Origin of the sequence: Streptomyces sp. NPDC053076 (genome assembly GCF_044546845.1) — a bacterium.
GTDB lineage: Bacteria > Actinomycetota > Actinomycetes > Streptomycetales > Streptomycetaceae > Streptomyces.
In genome coordinates this window covers 1,317,876-1,334,116 of the sequence record NZ_JBITZL010000002.1, presented here as the reverse complement: position 1 = coordinate 1,334,116, position 16,241 = coordinate 1,317,876, and the positions used below count along the sequence as shown (strand labels likewise).

16 protein-coding genes are annotated in these 16,241 nt (G+C 73.2%); 10 read left to right on the top strand and 6 right to left on the bottom strand.

All coding sequences use genetic code 11. The features are described 5' to 3' along the window. Nucleotide 1: 1 nt before the first annotated feature. Both ACIGYR_RS13255 and cobI read left to right on the top strand, forming a co-directional pair. Nucleotides 2-1,465, top strand: a complete 1,464-nt coding sequence (locus ACIGYR_RS13255; RefSeq protein ID WP_399595105.1) for a cobyrinate a,c-diamide synthase — start codon at nt 2-4, stop codon at nt 1,463-1,465. Continuing rightward, nucleotides 1,462-2,193 (top strand): precorrin-2 C(20)-methyltransferase, encoded by a 732-nt coding sequence (cobI, locus tag ACIGYR_RS13250; protein WP_399595108.1) that lies wholly within the window; start codon nt 1,462-1,464, stop codon nt 2,191-2,193. Before ACIGYR_RS13255 ends, cobI begins: the two co-directional genes overlap by 4 nt. A gap of 14 nt (nt 2,194-2,207) precedes the next feature. Here the strand turns inward: cobI and ACIGYR_RS13245 are convergent, their stop codons facing one another. Further along, a complete protein-coding gene (locus ACIGYR_RS13245) occupies nt 2,208-2,939 on the bottom strand; it encodes a ZIP family metal transporter (RefSeq protein WP_391839568.1) in 732 nt (243 codons plus the stop codon). 89 nt (nt 2,940-3,028) lie between these two features. On the opposite strand from ACIGYR_RS13245, the gene cobM reads away from it, so the two are divergent. Genes cobM through cobC form a run of 6 tightly spaced genes read left to right on the top strand, consistent with a single transcriptional unit; the run spans nt 3,029 to nt 9,400 of the window. Then, the gene (cobM, locus tag ACIGYR_RS13240; RefSeq protein WP_399595111.1) at nt 3,029-3,847 is read left to right on the top strand and encodes a precorrin-4 C(11)-methyltransferase; all 819 of its coding nucleotides are present in this window, start codon (nt 3,029-3,031) and stop codon (nt 3,845-3,847) included. After that, the gene (cbiE, locus tag ACIGYR_RS13235; protein WP_399595114.1) at nt 3,844-5,079 is read left to right on the top strand and encodes a precorrin-6y C5,15-methyltransferase (decarboxylating) subunit CbiE; all 1,236 of its coding nucleotides are present in this window, start codon (nt 3,844-3,846) and stop codon (nt 5,077-5,079) included. Before cobM ends, cbiE begins: the two co-directional genes overlap by 4 nt. Continuing rightward, nucleotides 5,076-6,803 carry a precorrin-3B C(17)-methyltransferase gene (gene cobJ, locus ACIGYR_RS13230; protein WP_399595117.1) on the top strand — a complete coding sequence of 576 codons (1,728 nt, stop codon included), beginning with the start codon at nt 5,076-5,078 and terminating at the stop codon, nt 6,801-6,803. Before cbiE ends, cobJ begins: the two co-directional genes overlap by 4 nt. Then, nucleotides 6,800-7,387 carry a precorrin-8X methylmutase gene (locus tag ACIGYR_RS13225; RefSeq protein WP_391839561.1) on the top strand — a complete coding sequence of 196 codons (588 nt, stop codon included), beginning with the start codon at nt 6,800-6,802 and terminating at the stop codon, nt 7,385-7,387. The genes cobJ and ACIGYR_RS13225 overlap by 4 nt, the downstream gene beginning before the upstream one ends. After that, nucleotides 7,384-8,316, top strand: a complete 933-nt coding sequence (locus ACIGYR_RS13220) for a sirohydrochlorin chelatase (protein ID WP_391839559.1) — start codon at nt 7,384-7,386, stop codon at nt 8,314-8,316. The genes ACIGYR_RS13225 and ACIGYR_RS13220 overlap by 4 nt, the downstream gene beginning before the upstream one ends. Further along, entirely contained in the window at nt 8,306-9,400 is a 1,095-nt protein-coding gene (gene cobC, locus ACIGYR_RS13215; RefSeq protein ID WP_399595120.1) for an Rv2231c family pyridoxal phosphate-dependent protein CobC, read from the top strand. Before ACIGYR_RS13220 ends, cobC begins: the two co-directional genes overlap by 11 nt. 121 nt (nt 9,401-9,521) lie before the next feature. Here cobC and ACIGYR_RS13210 read toward each other — a convergent pair whose 3' ends face one another. The 5 genes from ACIGYR_RS13210 to ACIGYR_RS13190 all read right to left on the bottom strand — a co-directional run bounded on the left by ACIGYR_RS13210 (nt 9,522) and on the right by ACIGYR_RS13190 (nt 14,144). After that, nucleotides 9,522-10,430: an SCO1860 family LAETG-anchored protein gene (locus ACIGYR_RS13210; protein ID WP_399595122.1), complete on the bottom strand. Its 909-nt coding sequence runs from the start codon at nt 10,428-10,430 to the stop codon at nt 9,522-9,524. Nucleotides 10,431-10,564: 134 nt separating this feature from the next. Beyond that, complete coding sequence (locus ACIGYR_RS13205) at nt 10,565-11,656, bottom strand: amidohydrolase family protein (protein ID WP_399595123.1); 1,092 nt, start codon at nt 11,654-11,656, stop codon at nt 10,565-10,567. An 18-nt stretch (nt 11,657-11,674) separates the two neighbouring features. Further along, a complete protein-coding gene (locus tag ACIGYR_RS13200) occupies nt 11,675-12,469 on the bottom strand; it encodes an amino acid ABC transporter ATP-binding protein (RefSeq protein ID WP_399595125.1) in 795 nt (264 codons plus the stop codon). Beyond that, on the bottom strand, nt 12,466-13,299 hold the full coding sequence (locus tag ACIGYR_RS13195; RefSeq protein ID WP_399595128.1) for an amino acid ABC transporter permease: 834 nt from the start codon (nt 13,297-13,299) through the stop codon (nt 12,466-12,468). The genes ACIGYR_RS13200 and ACIGYR_RS13195 overlap by 4 nt, the downstream gene beginning before the upstream one ends. Further along, nucleotides 13,296-14,144: a transporter substrate-binding domain-containing protein gene (locus tag ACIGYR_RS13190; RefSeq protein ID WP_399595131.1), complete on the bottom strand. Its 849-nt coding sequence runs from the start codon at nt 14,142-14,144 to the stop codon at nt 13,296-13,298. The genes ACIGYR_RS13195 and ACIGYR_RS13190 overlap by 4 nt, the downstream gene beginning before the upstream one ends. Nucleotides 14,145-14,291: 147 nt before the next feature. Between ACIGYR_RS13190 and ACIGYR_RS13185 the strand changes: the two genes are divergently transcribed. Further along, on the top strand, nt 14,292-15,392 hold the full coding sequence (locus ACIGYR_RS13185) for a pyridoxal-phosphate-dependent aminotransferase family protein (RefSeq protein WP_399595133.1): 1,101 nt from the start codon (nt 14,292-14,294) through the stop codon (nt 15,390-15,392). Between the two features lie 324 nt (nt 15,393-15,716). Further along, a complete protein-coding gene (gene ectA / locus ACIGYR_RS13180) occupies nt 15,717-16,235 on the top strand; it encodes a diaminobutyrate acetyltransferase (protein ID WP_391839543.1) in 519 nt (172 codons plus the stop codon). Nucleotides 16,236-16,241: the final 6 nt, after the last annotated feature.

Below are 16,241 nucleotides of genomic sequence, written 5' to 3'. Positions count from 1 at the left end.
GATGTCGGTGCCTCGGCTGGTCATCGCCGCGCCCTCCTCGGGCAGCGGCAAGACCACCGTGGCCACGGGGCTGATGGCCGCGTTCGCCGCGCGGGGGCTCGCCGTGTCCGCGCACAAGGTCGGGCCGGACTACATCGACCCCGGGTACCACGCGCTCGCGACCGGGCGGGTGGGGCGCAATCTCGACGCGTACTTGTGCGGGCCGGAGCTGGTCGCTCCGCTGTTCCTGCACGGGGCGCGGGGCTGTGACCTGGCTGTGGTCGAGGGCGTGATGGGGCTGTACGACGGGGCCGCGGGCGAGGGGGAACTCGCGTCCACGGCCCAGGTGGCCAAGTTGCTGCGGGCGCCGGTGGTGCTCGTGGTGGACGCGTCGTCGCAGTCGCGGTCGGTGGCGGCGCTCGTGCACGGGTTCGCCTCCTGGGATCCGGAGGTGCGGGTCGGGGGCGTGATCCTGAACAAGGTCGCGTCGGACCGGCACGAGGCGCTCCTGCGGGAGGCGCTGGACGCGGCGGGGGTGCCGGTACTCGGTGTGCTGCGGCGGGCGGCGCCGGTGGAGACGCCGTCGCGGCATCTGGGGCTGGTGCCGGTCGCCGAGCGGCGGTCCGCTGCGGTGGCCGCCGTTGCGGCGATGGCCGCGATGGTGTCGGCCGGTTGTGACCTGACGGCGTTGGAAGCAGTCGCCCGTGCTGCGGGTGCCCTCCCAGGGGGCTCCGCCCCCTGGACCCCCGCCTCGCCCACCCACCACCCGACTCGGCCGGCTGAAAAGCGGGACCAGCAGTCGGCTCGGTCCGTCGAAAAGCGGGCGCAGGAGTCGGCTGGGGCCGCCGCGACGCGGGGCCTGGAGGTGGCCCGTTCCGCCGGAAGGCCCGTTGTCGCGGTTGCCGGGGGGGCCGCCTTCAGCTTCTCCTATGCCGAGCACACCGAGCTGCTCGCCGCCGCCGGTGCCGAGGTGGTCACCTTCGACCCCCTCCGGGACGAGCGGCTGCCCGAGGGGACGGCCGGACTGGTCCTCGGCGGTGGATTCCCCGAGGTGTACGCCGGTGAGCTGTCCGCCAACGAGCCGCTCCGCAGGGCCGTCGCCGCACTGGCGTCGAGCGGCGCCCCCGTAGCCGCCGAATGCGCCGGACTGCTCTACCTCTGCCGCGAGTTGGACGGTCGCCCCATGTGCGGCGTACTGGACGCCACCGCGCGGATGAGCGAACGGCTGACCCTCGGCTACCGGGACGCCGTGGCCGTCGGTGACAGCGTGCTGGCCGTGGCCGGGACGCGGATGCGCGGGCACGAGTTCCATCGCACCGTCGTCGAGCCGGGCGCCGGCGCCGCTCCCGCCTGGGGCGTGCGGACCCCGGTGCGGCGGGTCGAAGGTTTTGTACAGCAGGGCGTGCACGCGAGTTATCTGCACACGCACTGGGCGTCCCAGCCCGGTGTGGCCCATCGGTTCGTGGAGAGGTGCCGGACGTCATGAGCAGCAGGCTGATCGGAGTCGGGGTCGGTCCCGGCGATCCGGAGCTGGTGACCGTCAAGGGGGTCAACGCGCTGCGTTCGGCCGACGTCGTCGTCGTACCGGTGATGGACACCGGAGAGCGGGGCCGGGCCGAGGCGACCGTGTCGCACTACGTGCCCGCGGAGAAGATCGTCCGGGTGGTGTTCGCGCTGAACGAGCGGACCGACCGGGCGCGGCGCGAGGCGGCCTGGGACGCGGCGGGCGAGCGGGTCGCCGGGCTGCTGCGCGCGCACGGGTCGGTCGCCTTCGCCACCATCGGGGATCCGAACGTGTACTCGACGTTCACCTACCTCGCGCAGACCATCGTGGAGCTGGTGCCCGGTGTCGCCGTGGAGACCGTGCCCGGGATCACCGCCATGCAGGATCTCGCGGCGCGGTCCGGGGCCGTGCTGACCGAGGGCACCGAGCCGCTCACCCTCGTACCGGTCACCGCCGGGTCCGCCGTGCTGAAGGAGGCGCTGGCCGGCCCGGGGACGGTCGTGGCGTACAAGTTCGGCCGGCAGGCCGCCGAGGTCGCCGAGGCGCTCGCGGAGACCGGGCGGCTCGCGGACGCCGTGTGGGGCTCGGCGCTGGGCCTGCCGGAGGAGTCGGTGCGGCCTGCCGCCGAGCTGGACGGGTCGCCGCTGCCGTATCTGTCGACGCTGATCGCGCCGCCGCGACGGGACGGCGGCCGGGGCGGCAAGCTGTGACACCGTCCGCGCGGTCAGCCGGAGACGCCGACCACCAGCCAGATGAACGCGGCTCCGGCCACCGTGCACAACAGGGTGGAGCGGGCCGGGTGCTCGTGGTGGGCCTCGGGCAGGATCTCGGCGGCGGCGAGGTAGAGCAGCACACCGCCGAAGAGGCCGAGATAGCCGCCGAGCACCGGCGCGGGGATGTGGAAGAAGGCCGTGGACAGCGCGCCCAGTACGGGTGCGCAGGCGTCGGCGACCAGCATCCCGATGGCCCGGCGGCGCGCGTTGCCGTACAGGCTGGTGATGGTGAAGGTGTTGAAACCGTCGGCGAAGTCGTGGGCGATCACGGCGAGCGCGACGGCGGTGCCCATGCCGCCGCCCACCTGGAAGGCCGCGCCGATCGCCACGCCGTCCATGGCGCTGTGGCCCACCATCGCGCCGGCCGCCGCGAGGCCCACCTCGGGCGCCCGGTGGCGGTGTCCCTCGGCGCCGCCGTGCGCCGCCTGGCGCACGGCCAGGGTGCGCTCCACGAGGTGGGCCAGCAGGAAGCCGGCCACGAAGAGCAGCAGGGCGGCGGGTACGCCGAAGATCTCGCGGTCGGCCGTGTGCAGTGCCTCCGGCAGCAGGTCCAGGCCCACCACGCCCAGCATCAGCCCGCCGGCCAGGCCCAGCACCAGATGGCGGCGGTCGGTCACGCGCTGTGCCGTCCAGCCGCCGGCCAGCGTCATCAGGAACGCGCCGAGCGCGACGAAGACCGCCATAGGCCCTTGGTATCCGATGGACCGGCGTTCGCGCATGTCCGACAGCCGTTCACGTACTGACTCGCACTTGTAGGAGAGGACCGATTCCCATGGCCGATGCCCCCACCGGCAAGGTGACCTTCGTCGGTGCCGGCCCCGGCGCCGCCGATCTGCTGACGTTCCGTGCCGCTCGGGCCATCGCCGAGGCCGACGTCGTGATCTGGGCCGCGAGCCTGGTCCAGGCCGAGGTCCTCGACCACGCCCGCGAGGGTGCCGAGATCCTGGACTCGGCGGCCATGTCGCTGGAGGACGTCGTGGCCGTGTACCGGCGTGCGTTCCAGGAGGGGCTGAAGGTCGCCCGGATCCACTCCGGTGACCCGGCCCTGTGGGGCGGCACGCAGGAGCAGCTGGACCGCTGCCAGGAGATCGGCATCGCGACCGAGGTCGTCCCGGGCGTGTCCTCCTTCTCCGCCGTGGCCGCGATCGCCCGGCGCGAGCTGACGATCCCCGAGGTCGCCCAGTCCGTGGTGCTGACCCGGCTGGGCGGCGGCAAGACGCCGATGCCGCCCGGTGAGGAGGTGCGGGAGTTCGCCCGCCACGGCACCACCATGGCGGTCTTCCTGTCGGCGGCGCGCAGCGGGCAGCTGGTGCGGGAACTGCTGGAGGGCGGCTACCCCACGTCCACCCCCGTGGTGGTGGCGTACCAGGCGACCTGGCCGGAGGAGCTGGTCGTGCGGTGCACGATCGAGACCCTGGAGGAGACGGTCAAGGAGCACAAGCTCTGGAAGCACACGCTGTTCCTGATCGGCCCGGCGCTGGACGCCAAGGGAACGCGCTCGCATCTGTACCACCCGGGGCACTTCCACGGGTACCGGAAGGCCGACCCCGAGGCGCGGCGGGCTCTGCGTGAGCAGAGGGCGAAGAGTTGATCACGGTCGTCGGTACCGGAACGGGCTCACCGGTTCCCGAGGACGTCCTCGCCGGGGCCGCGCTGGTCGTCGGCGGGCGGCGGCACCTGGACGCAGTGGCGCTGCCCGAGGGTGCCTGCCGGATCGTGCTCGGGCCGCTGGCGCCCGCCCTGGACACCGTCGGGGAGTACGTCCGCAAGGAACTGCCGGTCGTCGTGCTGGCCTCCGGCGACCCGGGGTTCTTCGGGATCGTGCGGGCGCTGGCCGAGCGGTTCGGTGCCGGGCTGCTGGACGTACGGCCGGGAGTGTCGTCCGTGGCCACCGCCTTCGCCCGGATCGGGCTGCCCTGGGACGACGCGGTCGTGGTCAGCGCGCACGGCCGGGAGCTGCGCACGGCGGTGAACGTGTGCCGGGCGCGGCCGAAGGTGGCCGTGCTGACCGGGCCGGGGGCCGGGCCCGCCGAGCTGGGTGCCGCGCTGCCCGCCGGCCGCGTCCTGGTCGTGGCGAGTGCCCTCGGCGACCCCGGCCGGGAGCGCGTGGAGCGGGTGACGGCCGCCGAGGCGGCTTCCCGGGACTGGGGCACGGCGGTGAGCGTGGTGCTGTGCCTGGACGAGGCACGGGCGCTCGGCGCGGTGCGTACGGTCGCCGGGGTGCCCCCGGCGCCGGTCCGGTGGGCCCTGGACGAGGACGAGTTCACGCACCGGGACTCGATGATCACCAAGTTCGAGGTGCGGGCGCTGGCCCTGGCCCGGCTGGGGCCGCGGCTGGGTGACCTGGTGTGGGACGTGGGCGCCGGGTCGGGCTCGGTCGCGGTGGAGTGCGCGCGGCTCGGCGCGGCCGTCGTCGCCGTGGAGAAGGCCCCGGACGGGGTCGAGCGGATCCGGGCCAACGCGGACGCCCACGGCGTGGACGTGGACGTGGTGCACGGCTCGGCACCGCGGGCGCTGGCCGGCCTGGCCGACGATCCCGACGCGGTGTTCGTCGGCGGCGGGGGCCGGGAGCTGCCCGCCGTCGTCACCGCGTGTGCGCGGCGGGCGCGGCGCACGGTCGTCGTCGCCGTGGCCGCGCTGGACCGGGTGCCGGCGGCGCGCGAGGCGCTGACGGCCGCCGGGTTCGGCTGCGACGGGGTGCTGCTCCAGTCCTCGCGCCTGGCGCCGCTGCCGGGGGACGTGACCCGGCTGGCGGCCACCAATCCTGTGTTTCTGCTGTGGGGCGTGAGAACCCCGGTGTCGAGTGAAGGAGTTGTCCAGTGATCGGCCTCATTTCCGCCACCGCGGCGGGGGCGGCGGCGCGGGACCGGCTGGCCGCGGCCTGGCCGGACCGCACGCGTGTGTACGACGGTCCCGCCGGGGAGGCCGTACGGGCCGCGTTCGCGGAGTGCGACCAGCTGGTGTGCTTCCTGGCGACGGGAGCGGTGGTACGGCTGCTCGCGCCGCTGCTCGGCCACAAGGCCGCCGACCCGGGCGTGGTGTGCGTGGACGAGGGCGGCCGGTTCGCGGTGTCGCTGGTCGGCGGGCACGGCGGCGGCGCCAACGAACTCGCCCGCGAGGTCGGGGAGTCGCTGGGCGCGGAGCCGGTGGTGACGACGGCGACGGACTCGGTCGGGCTGCCCGGCCTGGACACGCTCGGGCTGCCGTACGAGGGTGCGCTCGCCGCGGTCTCCCGGGCGCTGCTGGACGGCGAACCGGTCGCGCTGGAGGCCGAGGTGGCGTGGCCGCTGCCGCCGCTGCCGGTCGCGGCCGAGGGGCGGTACACCGTCCGGCTCACCGACCGGGCCGTCGCACCCGGCGAACGCGAGGTGCTGCTCAGGCCGCCGTCGCTGGTGGTCGGGGTCGGCGCGTCGAAGGGCGCGCCGGTGACCGAGGTGCTCGGGCTGATCGAGGCGGCGCTGGCGGAGGCGGGGCTCTCGCCGAAGTCGGTGGCCGAACTCGCCACCGTGGACGCCAAGGCGGAGGAGCCGGGCATCGTCGCCGCCGCCGAACGGCTCGGGGTGCCCGTGGTGACGTACCCCGCCGAGGAGTTGGCGGATGTCGAGGTGCCCAACCCGTCCAGCGCGCCGCTCGCGGCCGTCGGCACGCCGTCGGTGGCGGAGGCCGCCGCGCTGGTGCGCGGCGGTGAACTCGTCGTCCCCAAGCGGAAGTCGGAGCGCGCCGACGGGCAGCCGGCGATGGCGACCTGCGCCGTGGTACGGCGTCCGGGGCGCGGGCGGCTCGCGGTGGTCGGGCTCGGGCCGGGCGCCCGGGACCTGCTCACCCCGCGCGCGGCGGCCGAGCTGCGGCGGGCCTCCGTGCTGGTCGGGCTGGACCAGTACGTGGACCAGATCCGCGATCTGCTGCGGCCCGGGACCCGGGTGCTGGAGTCGGGGCTCGGCGCGGAGGAGGAGCGGGCCCGTACGGCGGTCGCGGAGGCCCGCAAGGGGCACGCGGTGGCCCTGATCGGCAGCGGGGACGCGGGCGTCTACGCCATGGCCTCCCCTGCGCTCGCGGAGGCGTCGGACGACATCGACGTGGTCGGGGTGCCCGGGGTGACGGCGGCGCTGGCCGCTGCGGCGATCCTGGGCGCGCCGCTGGGCCACGACCACGTGTCCATCAGCCTGTCCGACCTGCACACACCGTGGGAGGTCATCGAGCGCCGGGTGCGGGCGGCGGCCGAGGCGGACATCGTCGTCACCTTCTACAACCCGCGCTCCCGGGGCCGCGACTGGCAGCTGCCCAAGGCGCTGTCGATCCTCGCCGGGCACCGCGAACCGGCGACACCCGTCGGAGTCGTGCGCAACGCGTCCCGCCCCGACGAGGCCGGCCGGGTCACCACGCTCGCCGGTCTGGACCCGGCGACGGTCGACATGATGACGGTCGTGACCGTGGGCAACACCGCGACCCGGAACATCGCGGGGCGCATGGTGACCCCGCGCGGCTACCGCTGGCAGGAGTCCGCGTCGACGAGCGGCTCCGCCGCGGGGCAGGAGGGCACCCGGTGAACCGCGTGGTCCATCCCATCGAGCAGGAGTCCTTCCGGCGGCTGCGCGCCCGCCTGGACACCTCGCACTTCCCGCCGCTGACCCGGGCGGTGGTGGAGCGGGTCATCCACTCCGCCGCCGACCTGGAGTACGCGACCGATCTCGTCACGGCCGAGGAGGACCTGGTGAAGGCGCACGCCGCGCTGCACGCCGGGGCGCCGGTCGTCGTGGACGTGGAGATGGTCGCGGCCGGCATCACCCGGCGCGAGACCGTCTGCCGGCTGAAGGACGCCGAGTCCGGGCCGGGGCTGACCCGTTCGGCCCACGCGATCCGGCTCGCGTACGAGGAGGTCGGGCCGGGCGCCCTGTGGGTGATCGGCTGTGCGCCGACCGCCCTGGAGGAGCTGCTGACCCTGGACGCCTCCCCCGCGCTCGTCATCGGTCTGCCCGTCGGTTTCGTCGGCGCCGCCGAGTCCAAGGAGGCGTTGCGGGCGAGCGGGCTGCCCGCCGTGAGCAACGTGTCCGAGAAGGGCGGTTCGGCGGTCGCCGCCGCCGCGCTCAACGCCCTGCTGTACCACCCCGTTTCTGCTGAGGAGACCTCGTGACCACCCCGCCCGCCCTGCTGATCGCCGGACACGGCACCCGTGACGACGCCGGAGCCGAGGCGTTCCGTGACTTCGTCCGGGAGCTGGGCCGCCGCCACCCCGAGCTGCCCGTCGCGGGCGGCTTCATCGAGCTGTCCCCGCCGCCGCTGGGCGAGGCCGTCGCCGAACTGGTCGAGCAGGGGGTACGCCGGTTCGCCGCGGTGCCGCTGATGCTGGTGTCCGCCGGGCACGCCAAGGGCGACATCCCGGCCGCGCTGTCCCGGGAGAAGGAGCGGCACCCGGGCATCTCCTACACCTACGGCCGCCCGCTGGGCCCGCACCCTGCGCTGCTGAGCGTGCTGGAGCGGAGGCTCGACGAGGCGCTCGGGGGCCCGGCGGGCACCCCCGAGGAGCGGGCGGACGTCACCGTGCTGCTCGTCGGGCGCGGGTCGACCGACCCCGACGCCAACGCCGAGGTGTTCAAGGCGGCGCGGCTGCTGTGGGAGGGCCGTGGGTACGCAGGGGTGGAGACGGCGTTCGTGTCGCTCGCGGCGCCGGACGTGCCGAGCGGCCTCGACCGGTGTGTCGCGCTGGGGGCGCGGAAGATCGTCGTGCTCCCCTACTTCCTGTTCACCGGCATCCTGCCGGACCGGGTGCGGCAGCAGACCGAGGGGTGGGCCGCCGCGCACCCGGAGGTCGAGGTGCGGTCGGCCGACGTCATCGGGCCCGAGCCGGAGCTGCTGGACCTGGTGATGGAGCGGTACGAGGAGGCGGTCAAGGGCGATCTGCGGATGAACTGCGACACCTGCGTGTACCGGATCGCGCTGCCGGGCTTCGAGGACAAGGTCGGGCTGCCGCAGCAGCCGCACTTCCACCCGGACGACGACGGCCACCACCACGGGCACGGGCACCACCATCACGGGGGGCACTCGCACAGCCATGCGCACTGAGGACACCGGCGGGTCCGGGCACGATCTACGGCACCACGGCGACGCCGAAGTGCGTGACGACGGGGCCGCGTTGGTCGACCTCGCCGTCAACGTCCGTGCGGACACGCCCCCGCCGTGGCTGCGGGAGGAGATCGCCGGTTCCCTGTCGTCCCTCGCGGGCTACCCGGACGGGCGGGCCGCGCGGGCGGCGGTGGCGGCGCGGCACGGGCTGCCGGTGGAGCGGGTGCTGCTGACGGCGGGTGCCGCGGAGGCGTTCGTGCTGCTCGCCCGGGCACTGAAGGTCCGTCACCCGGTCGTGGTGCACCCGCAGTTCACGGAGCCGGAGGCCGCGCTGCGGGACGCCGGGCACACCGTGGAACGGGTGCTGCTGCGGGAGGAGGACGCCTTCCGGCTGGACCCGGCGGCCGTGCCGGAGGCAGCCGACCTGGTGGTGGTCGGCAACCCCACCAATCCGACGTCGGTGCTGCATCCGGCGGAGGCGATCGTCCGGCTGGCCCGTCCGGGGCGGACGTTGGTGGTGGACGAGGCGTTCATGGACGCCGTGCCCGGTGAGCGGGAGGCGCTGGCCGGGCGGACCGATGTGCCGGGTCTGGTCGTGCTGCGCAGCCTCACCAAGACCTGGGGGCTGGCCGGGCTGCGCATCGGGTACGCGCTGGCGGCGCCCGAGGTGATCGCCGAGCTGGAGCGGGCGCAGCCGCTGTGGCCGGTGTCGACGCCGGCCCTGGTCGCGGCTCGGGCGTGCGTGGCGCCACGGGCGCTGGCCGAGGCGGGGCACGCGGCGCACCGCGTCGCCGGGGACCGGGCGCACCTGGTGTCGGGCCTGGCGGCTTTCGCTTCGCGTGGCGTCCGGGTGGTGGAGCCCGCGGAGGGACCGTTCGTGCTGGTCCGGACGGAGGATGCGAGCGGTGTACGGCGACGGTTGCGGGACCTCGGCTACGCGGTGCGGCGAGGGGACACGTTTCCGGGGCTCGGCGCGGAGTGGATACGGATCGCTGTACGGGACCGGCGGACGGTGAACGGTTTCCTGAAGGCACTGTCGATCGCCCTGCCTTCCCCCACCCACCCACCCGAACCGAGAGGCTGAGACCCGGGAATCCGCAGGCCGAGAGGCCCCGTCGGCTCCGCCATCGCGGGATGACCCCCCGGCGGGACAGCGGCCGGGGTGTCCGGCGGGTGACGGGCGGACAGCGCCGGGAGGCGGGCCGTCAGTTCTTCCGGCGGCGGGCCACCGTCACCGCTCCCCCGCCGAGCAGCAGCAGCGCCAGCGCGCCGCCCGCGATGTACGGGGTCGCCGAGCTGCCGCCGGTCTCCGCGAGGCCGGCCTGGGCCGGAGCGCCCTGCGGGCGGACGTCGGCGGCCGGGTCGTGGCTCGGCACCGGCTTGCCGGTGGGCGGGGCCGTCGGGGATTCGCAGGTGGCCCCGGCCAGCGTGACCGTGCCCTCGACGTCGGCGACGTTCCGCTTCAAGGGGTTGACGGAGACCTTGAGTTCGAGGGCGGTCGCGGCGGCCGTACGGGTCGTGGTGGTCCGCCGGGAGAGGTCGAGGCGGACCTCGCCGACGCCGGGCACCTTCACCTCGGTCGTGCCGCCGGCGGTCAGCGTGACGCGCTTGCCGAGGACGGTGACCGTGCCGAGGACGCTCGCCGAGGCGGCCGGTGCCTTGCCGGCCTCGCAGGTGGCCCTGGCGGTGACCGTGTCGGCCTCGATCAGGGACAGCAGGGGCAGGCCGGGGACGTGCAGCCTGGCGCCCACGACCCGCACCGAGCCCTCGGCGCGCTTCGTCGTCACCGTGGCCCTGGCCGCGGCGACGTCCGCGCCGAGCACGGTGAACGGCCGGCCGCCGTTCACGCCGTCGAGCCGGGCGGAGAGCGCGGTCCTGTCGGCGCTCCGCGGGGCCTGGACCTCGTTGAGGGAGACCGCGAGCGGGACGTTCACGGTCTTGTCGAGCAGGGACACATCGAGCCCGGTGCGCAGGACGACGGCGGAGGCGCGACCGTGGCCGGTGGTCGCGTGCGCCGCGCCCGCGCCCAGGGCCGCGGGCGCCGCGGTGAGGGCGGTGACCGTGGCGAGCGCGGCGAGACGGCGTGCGGGCATGCGGAAATCGTTGCTGTTCAAGGCGGTGGGACCCCCAGACGGGACATGCTTGGGACACGTCAACCCTGTACGCACTGTGGGTGAACGGTCAGCGATCCTGGGTTACTTCACTCGAACGTGGATATCCCGCACGACGATTCGAATCACGGGTACATCTACTCGACGACGTGCCCGCTCAGCACCACCCGTCGCGGCGCCGCCAGCACCCGTACGTCCGCCCGGGGATCGGCCTCGTAGACCACCAGGTCGGCCGGGGCGCCCTCCTCCAGGCCGGGCCGGCCGAGCCAGGCGCGGGCGCCCCAGCTCGTCGCCGAGAGGGCCTCGACGGGCGGGATGCCGGCGGTGACCAGCTCGGCGACCTCCTCCGCGACCAGACCGTGGGCGAGTGAGCCGCCGGCGTCCGTGCCGACGTAGACGGGGATGCCGGCGTCGTAGGCACCGCGCACGGTGTCGTAGCGCCGCTCGTGCAGCCGGCGCATGTGCGCGGACCAGCGCGGGAACCTCTTGTCGCCGCCCGCCGCGAGCCTGGGGAAGGTGGCGATGTTGACCAGGGTGGGGACGATCGCGACGCCCCGCTCGGCGAACAGCGGGATCAGGTCCTCGGTGAGGCCCGTCGCGTGCTCGATGCAGTCGATGCCCGCCTCGACCAGGTCGCGCAGCGAGCTCTCGGCGAAGCAGTGGGCGGTGACCCGGGCTCCGAGCCGGTGGGCCTCGGCGATGGCGGCGTCCACCGCCTCGCGGGGCCAGCAGGGCGCCAGGTCACCGAGGTCGCGGTCGATCCAGTCGCCGACCAGCTTGACCCAGCCGTCGCCGCGCCGGGCCTCCTGGGCGACGTACGCCACCAGGTCGTCCGGCTCGATCTCCCAGGCGTAGTTGCGGATGTAGCGGCGGGTGCGGGCGATGTGCCGGCCCGCCCGGACGATCTTGGGCAGGTCGTCCCGGTCGTCGATCCAGCGGGTGTCGGAGGGCGAGCCCGCGTCGCGGATCAGCAGGGTGCCCGCCTCCCGGTCGGTGAGCGCCTGCTTCTCCGCGGTCGCCGCGTCGACCGGGCCGTGCGCGTCGAGACCCACATGGCAGTGCGCGTCGACCAGACCGGGCAGCGCCCAGCCCGCGACGGTCCGGACGTCCCGGGCGCCGGCGGGGCGGTCGTAGGAGATCCGGCCGCCGACCACCCACAGCTCGTCGCGGACGTCCTCGGGCCCCGCCAGGACCCGGCCCTTCACGTGCAGTACCGCCTGATCGCTCATGTACCGCACCTTAGTGAGCTACCGCCCGGACCTCCCCACCTGGTCCGAGGTCTCCTCCTCCACCTCGGCCATCGCCGGGTCGAGCAGGCGGGACAGGAAGTGCCGGGTGCGCTCGTGCTGCGGATCGCCGATGACCCGCTCGGGGCTGCCGTCCTCGACGATCACACCGCCGTCCATGAAGACGACCCGGTCGGCGACCTCGCGGGCGAAGGTCATCTCGTGGGTGACGACCATCATCGTCATGCCCTCCCGGGCGAGCATGCGCATGACGGCGAGGACGTCGCCGACCAGCTCCGGGTCGAGGGCGGAGGTGGGCTCGTCGAACAGCATCACCTCGGGGCCCATGGCGAGCGCGCGGGCGATGGCGACGCGCTGCTGCTGACCGCCGGAGAGGGAGGACGGGTAGGCGTCCGCCTTCTCGGACAGGCCGACCCGGGCCAGGTTCTCGGCGGCGATCCGCGCGGCCGTCGCCTTGCCCCGCCCGAGGACCCGGCGCTGGGGCAGCGCGAGGTTCTCGGTGACGTTCAGGTGCGGGAAGAGGTTGAACTGCTGGAAGACCATGCCGATCCGGCGGCGTACGGCGTCGATGTCGACGTCGGGGTCGGTCACCTCGGTGCCGCCGACGAAGACCTGGCCCTTGGTGGGCTCCTCCAGCAGGTTCACGCAGCGCAGCAGCGTGGACTTGCCGGAGCCGGAGGGGCCGATGACGCAGACGACCTCGCCCTGGCCGATCTCCAGGTCGATGCCGCGCAGCACCTCGTTGTCGCCGAAGGACTTGTGCAGTGCGCGTACCTCGATCTCCGGGCGGCTCATCGGATCGCCTCCTGGGCCTTGGTCTCCATGCGGCGGACGACGAAGCTGAGCGGGATGGTGACCAGCAGGTAGCACAGGCCCGCGACCAGGATCGGCGTGGAGTTGGCGGTCGTACTGGCGAGGTCCCGGCCGAACTTGGACAGTTCCCGCTCCTCCAGGGTGACGCCGAGGAACAGCACCAGCGAGGAGTCCTTGAAGAGCAGGACCAGTTCGTTGGTGAGCGGCGGCAGGATGATCCGGAACGCCTGCGGGATGATGATCGAGATCATGGCCCTCGCCGGCGAGAAGCCGAGCGAGCGGGCCGCCTCCAGCTGCCCCTTGGGCACGGCCTGGATGCCGGCGCGGATGGTCTCCGCCATGTAGGCGGCCGAGACCAGGCCGAGCGCGATGGCGACCTTGCCGTAGGTGCCGCCCGGGATCTCCGTGCCCGGGAACGCGAGCGGGACGGCCACGCCGACGAAGATGAAGATCAGCAGCGCGGGCAGGCCGCGGAAGATCTCGATGTAGACGCTCGCGAGCCAGCGGTACGGACCCACGGAGGACAGCCGCATCAGCGCGATGACCATGCCGAGGACGAGTCCGACGACGAAGCCGGACAGCGTGTAGAGCACGGTGTTCTTCAGCGCCAGCGTGATGACGTCCGGGAACATCTGCTGGGCGATGTCGGCCTGCGCGAACTGGTTCTGCAGCCGCCCCCAGTCCGCCGTGACCGCGAAGGCGATCACGGCGGCGGCGAAGACGGCGTACTGCACGCCTCGCGACAGACGGCGCTTCTGTCGCCGGGTCAGTCCCTTTTTCTTCGGCTGGAGTGTGACGTCCGTATCGGTCATGAGGCGGCGGGAGAGGCGACGGAGGCCTCGTACGGGCCGATCCACTTCTCGTAGATCTTCTTGTAGGTGCCGTCGGCCTTGGCGTCCTTGAGTGCCTTGTTGATGGCGTCGAGCAGGGCCTTGTTGCCCTTCTTCACGGTGAAGCCGTACTGCTCACCGGTCTTGAGGTTGTCGACGACCTTGAGCTTGTCCGCGTTGGCCTTGTCCTTGAGCCAGCCCTGCACGACCGGGTAGTCGATGACGACGGCCTGGACCTGGCCGGTGCGCAGGCCGTTGATCACCGCGTCGGAGGACTCGAAGGAGACCGGGTCGTAGCCCTTGCCCTTGACGTAGTCCTCGCCGGTGGTCTGCGCCTGGGCGCCGAGCTTCTTGCCCTTGGCCTTGACGTCGGCGAGCGAGTTGATGCCGCTCTTCTTGTCGACGAGGACGGCCTGGGTGGCCTCGAAGTACGGGTCGGAGAAGTCGACGTTCTTCTTGCGCTCCGGCGTGATGGTCATGCCGGCGGCGGCCAGGTCGCACTCACCGGAGTTCAGGAAGGCGCCGGTCTTGAAGTTCTCGAAGGGCGTGTCGAGGATCTGCTGCTTGACGCCGAGGTTCTTGGCGACGAGGTCGATCAGGGAGACGTCGAAGCCCTGCACCTTGCCGTCGACCTCCGACTGGAACGGCGGGTACGGCAGGTGGGTGCAGGTGGTCAGCTGCCCGGCCTTGGCGAGGTGGACGCCCTTGACGGTGGTCTTGCCGCTCCCCGAGTCGCTGGAGGAGCAGCCGGCCACGACGAGCGCGAGTGCGGCGGTCGCGGTGGTGGCGGCCAGAAGGCGGGTCCGGCGCCCTACGAGCGTATTCATGGGGAGATCTCCTGTGGGGGAACTGTGGCTTCCGATTATAAGGAAGGGTTTGAGTCTCTCAAATCAAACCCATGGTTACGAAGCCTCTCGACCTAAGATCGGTGGAATCGACCCCCCAGAGCCCCCGAGAGCGAAGAGAGCGCCGCCGTGACCCACCCCTTCCTCGACCTGCCCCCGCTGAGTGCCGAGCGCTTCGCCGCCATCGAGGACGGGGTGGCCCGGTTGCTGGACACCCGGCAGGACGTCCTGATCACACAGGGCGAGGCACTGCTGCCACTGGAGGGCGCGATCCGCGCCGCGGCCGGCCCGGGCACGGTGGCCCTGAACGTGATCACGGGGCCGTACGGCCAGACCTTCGGCGACTGGCTGCGCGACGCCGGTGCCACCGTGCACGACGTCTCCGTCCCCTTCCACACGGCGGTGACGGCCGAGCAGATCCGGGAGGCGTTCGCCGAGCACCCGGAGATCGACTTCGTGTCGCTGGTGCACGCCGAGGCGGCGACGGGCAACACCAACCCGGTCGCGGAGATCGGCGAGGCGGTCCGGGAGCAGGGCGCCCTCTTCTACCTGGACGCGGTGGCCTCCGTGGGCGCGGAGCCGGTACTGCCGGACGCGTGGGGCGTGGACCTGTGCGTGATCGGGGCGCAGAAGGCGATGGGTGGCCCGGCGGGCGTGTCGGCGATCTCGGTCAGTGAGCGGGCGTGGGCCAGGATGGCCGCCAATCCCCATGCCCCGCGCCGCTCCTATCTCTCCCTCCTGGACTGGAAGGAGCGCTGGATCGACGCCGGCCGCAAGGCGCTGCCGCACGCTCCGGCCCAGCTGGAGATGCTGGCGCTCCAGGCGTGCCTGGAGCGGATCGAGTCGGCCGGCCTGGAGAGGGTGATGGCCCGGCACCGGAACGCCGCGCTGGCTTCGCGGGCCGGAGCGGTGGCACTGGGCGGCGGCCTGGCGCCGTATGTGCACGAGGAGAGGGACGCGGCGCCGGTCGCCACGACGCTGCGGGTGCCGTCCGGTGTGGTGGCTTCGGAGCTGGTGGCGCGGGCGCTGCGGGACGACCCGGCGCTGCCGCTCGCGGCCGGTGGCGGCGCCCTGGCCAAGGAGATGATCCGGGTCAACCATTACGGGCCCGACGCGACGCCGGGCGCGGTGCGGGCTTCCCTCGCGGCACTGGGCGCGGCGCTCGCGGAACAGGGACTGTCGGTGGATCCGGTCGCCGCCCGCCAGGCCGTGGAGAACGCGTGGCATTAGGCGTCGGCGGCGATTCCTGGGGGCCCCGCCCCCAGGCCCGCACTTGCGCCCGGAATTTCCGAACCCCGAATTCAATTCCTTTTCACAATCCCCGCAAATTACCCGGACGATAGCTTCCCGTCTTCTTCTGCCCGCTTTTTGCAGAGCTAAACAGGGGAGTTTGCCGATGACTTTCCGACGCTTTTCGGGCTGTGACACAATCCACAGCAGAGGCGATTTGCCCCGATTTACCGTAGGGCAACACGGACATTCCGCGCAGGCATCGGAGGGCCCTCACCGCAGCTGCCGTGCATTTTCGAATTCGCCTCGCTAAATTCGTGCCGCATGACCGCCGCATCCCCAGACCTGCTCATCGAACATCCGGCGACGACTGACGGAGCCGCACTCTGGCGTCTCGCCAAGGACTCGAAAACCCTCGATCTGAACTCCTCCTACAGCTATCTGCTGTGGTGTCGGGACTTCTCCGGCACCTCGGTGGTGGCGCGCGGTGCGGACGGGGAGCCGGTCGGTTTCGTCACCGGATACCTGCGGCCGGAGCGCCCCCACACCCTGCTCGTCTGGCAGGTGGCCGTCGACGCCGGGCACCGCGGCCTCGGCATCGCCGCGTCGCTGCTGGACAGCCTGGCCGCACGGCTCATCGCCGAACGCGGCATCACCGAGCTGGAGACCACCATCACCCCCGGCAACACCGCCTCCGAGCGTCTGTTCACCTCGTTCGCCGAGCGGCACGGCGCACGGGTCAGCCGCGAGGTGCTGTTCCCGGCCGAGTTGTTCCCTGGCGGTCCGCACGACCCCGAAGTCCTTTACCGCATAGGCCCGTTGACCGAGACCACCGCCCTCTGAGGAGCG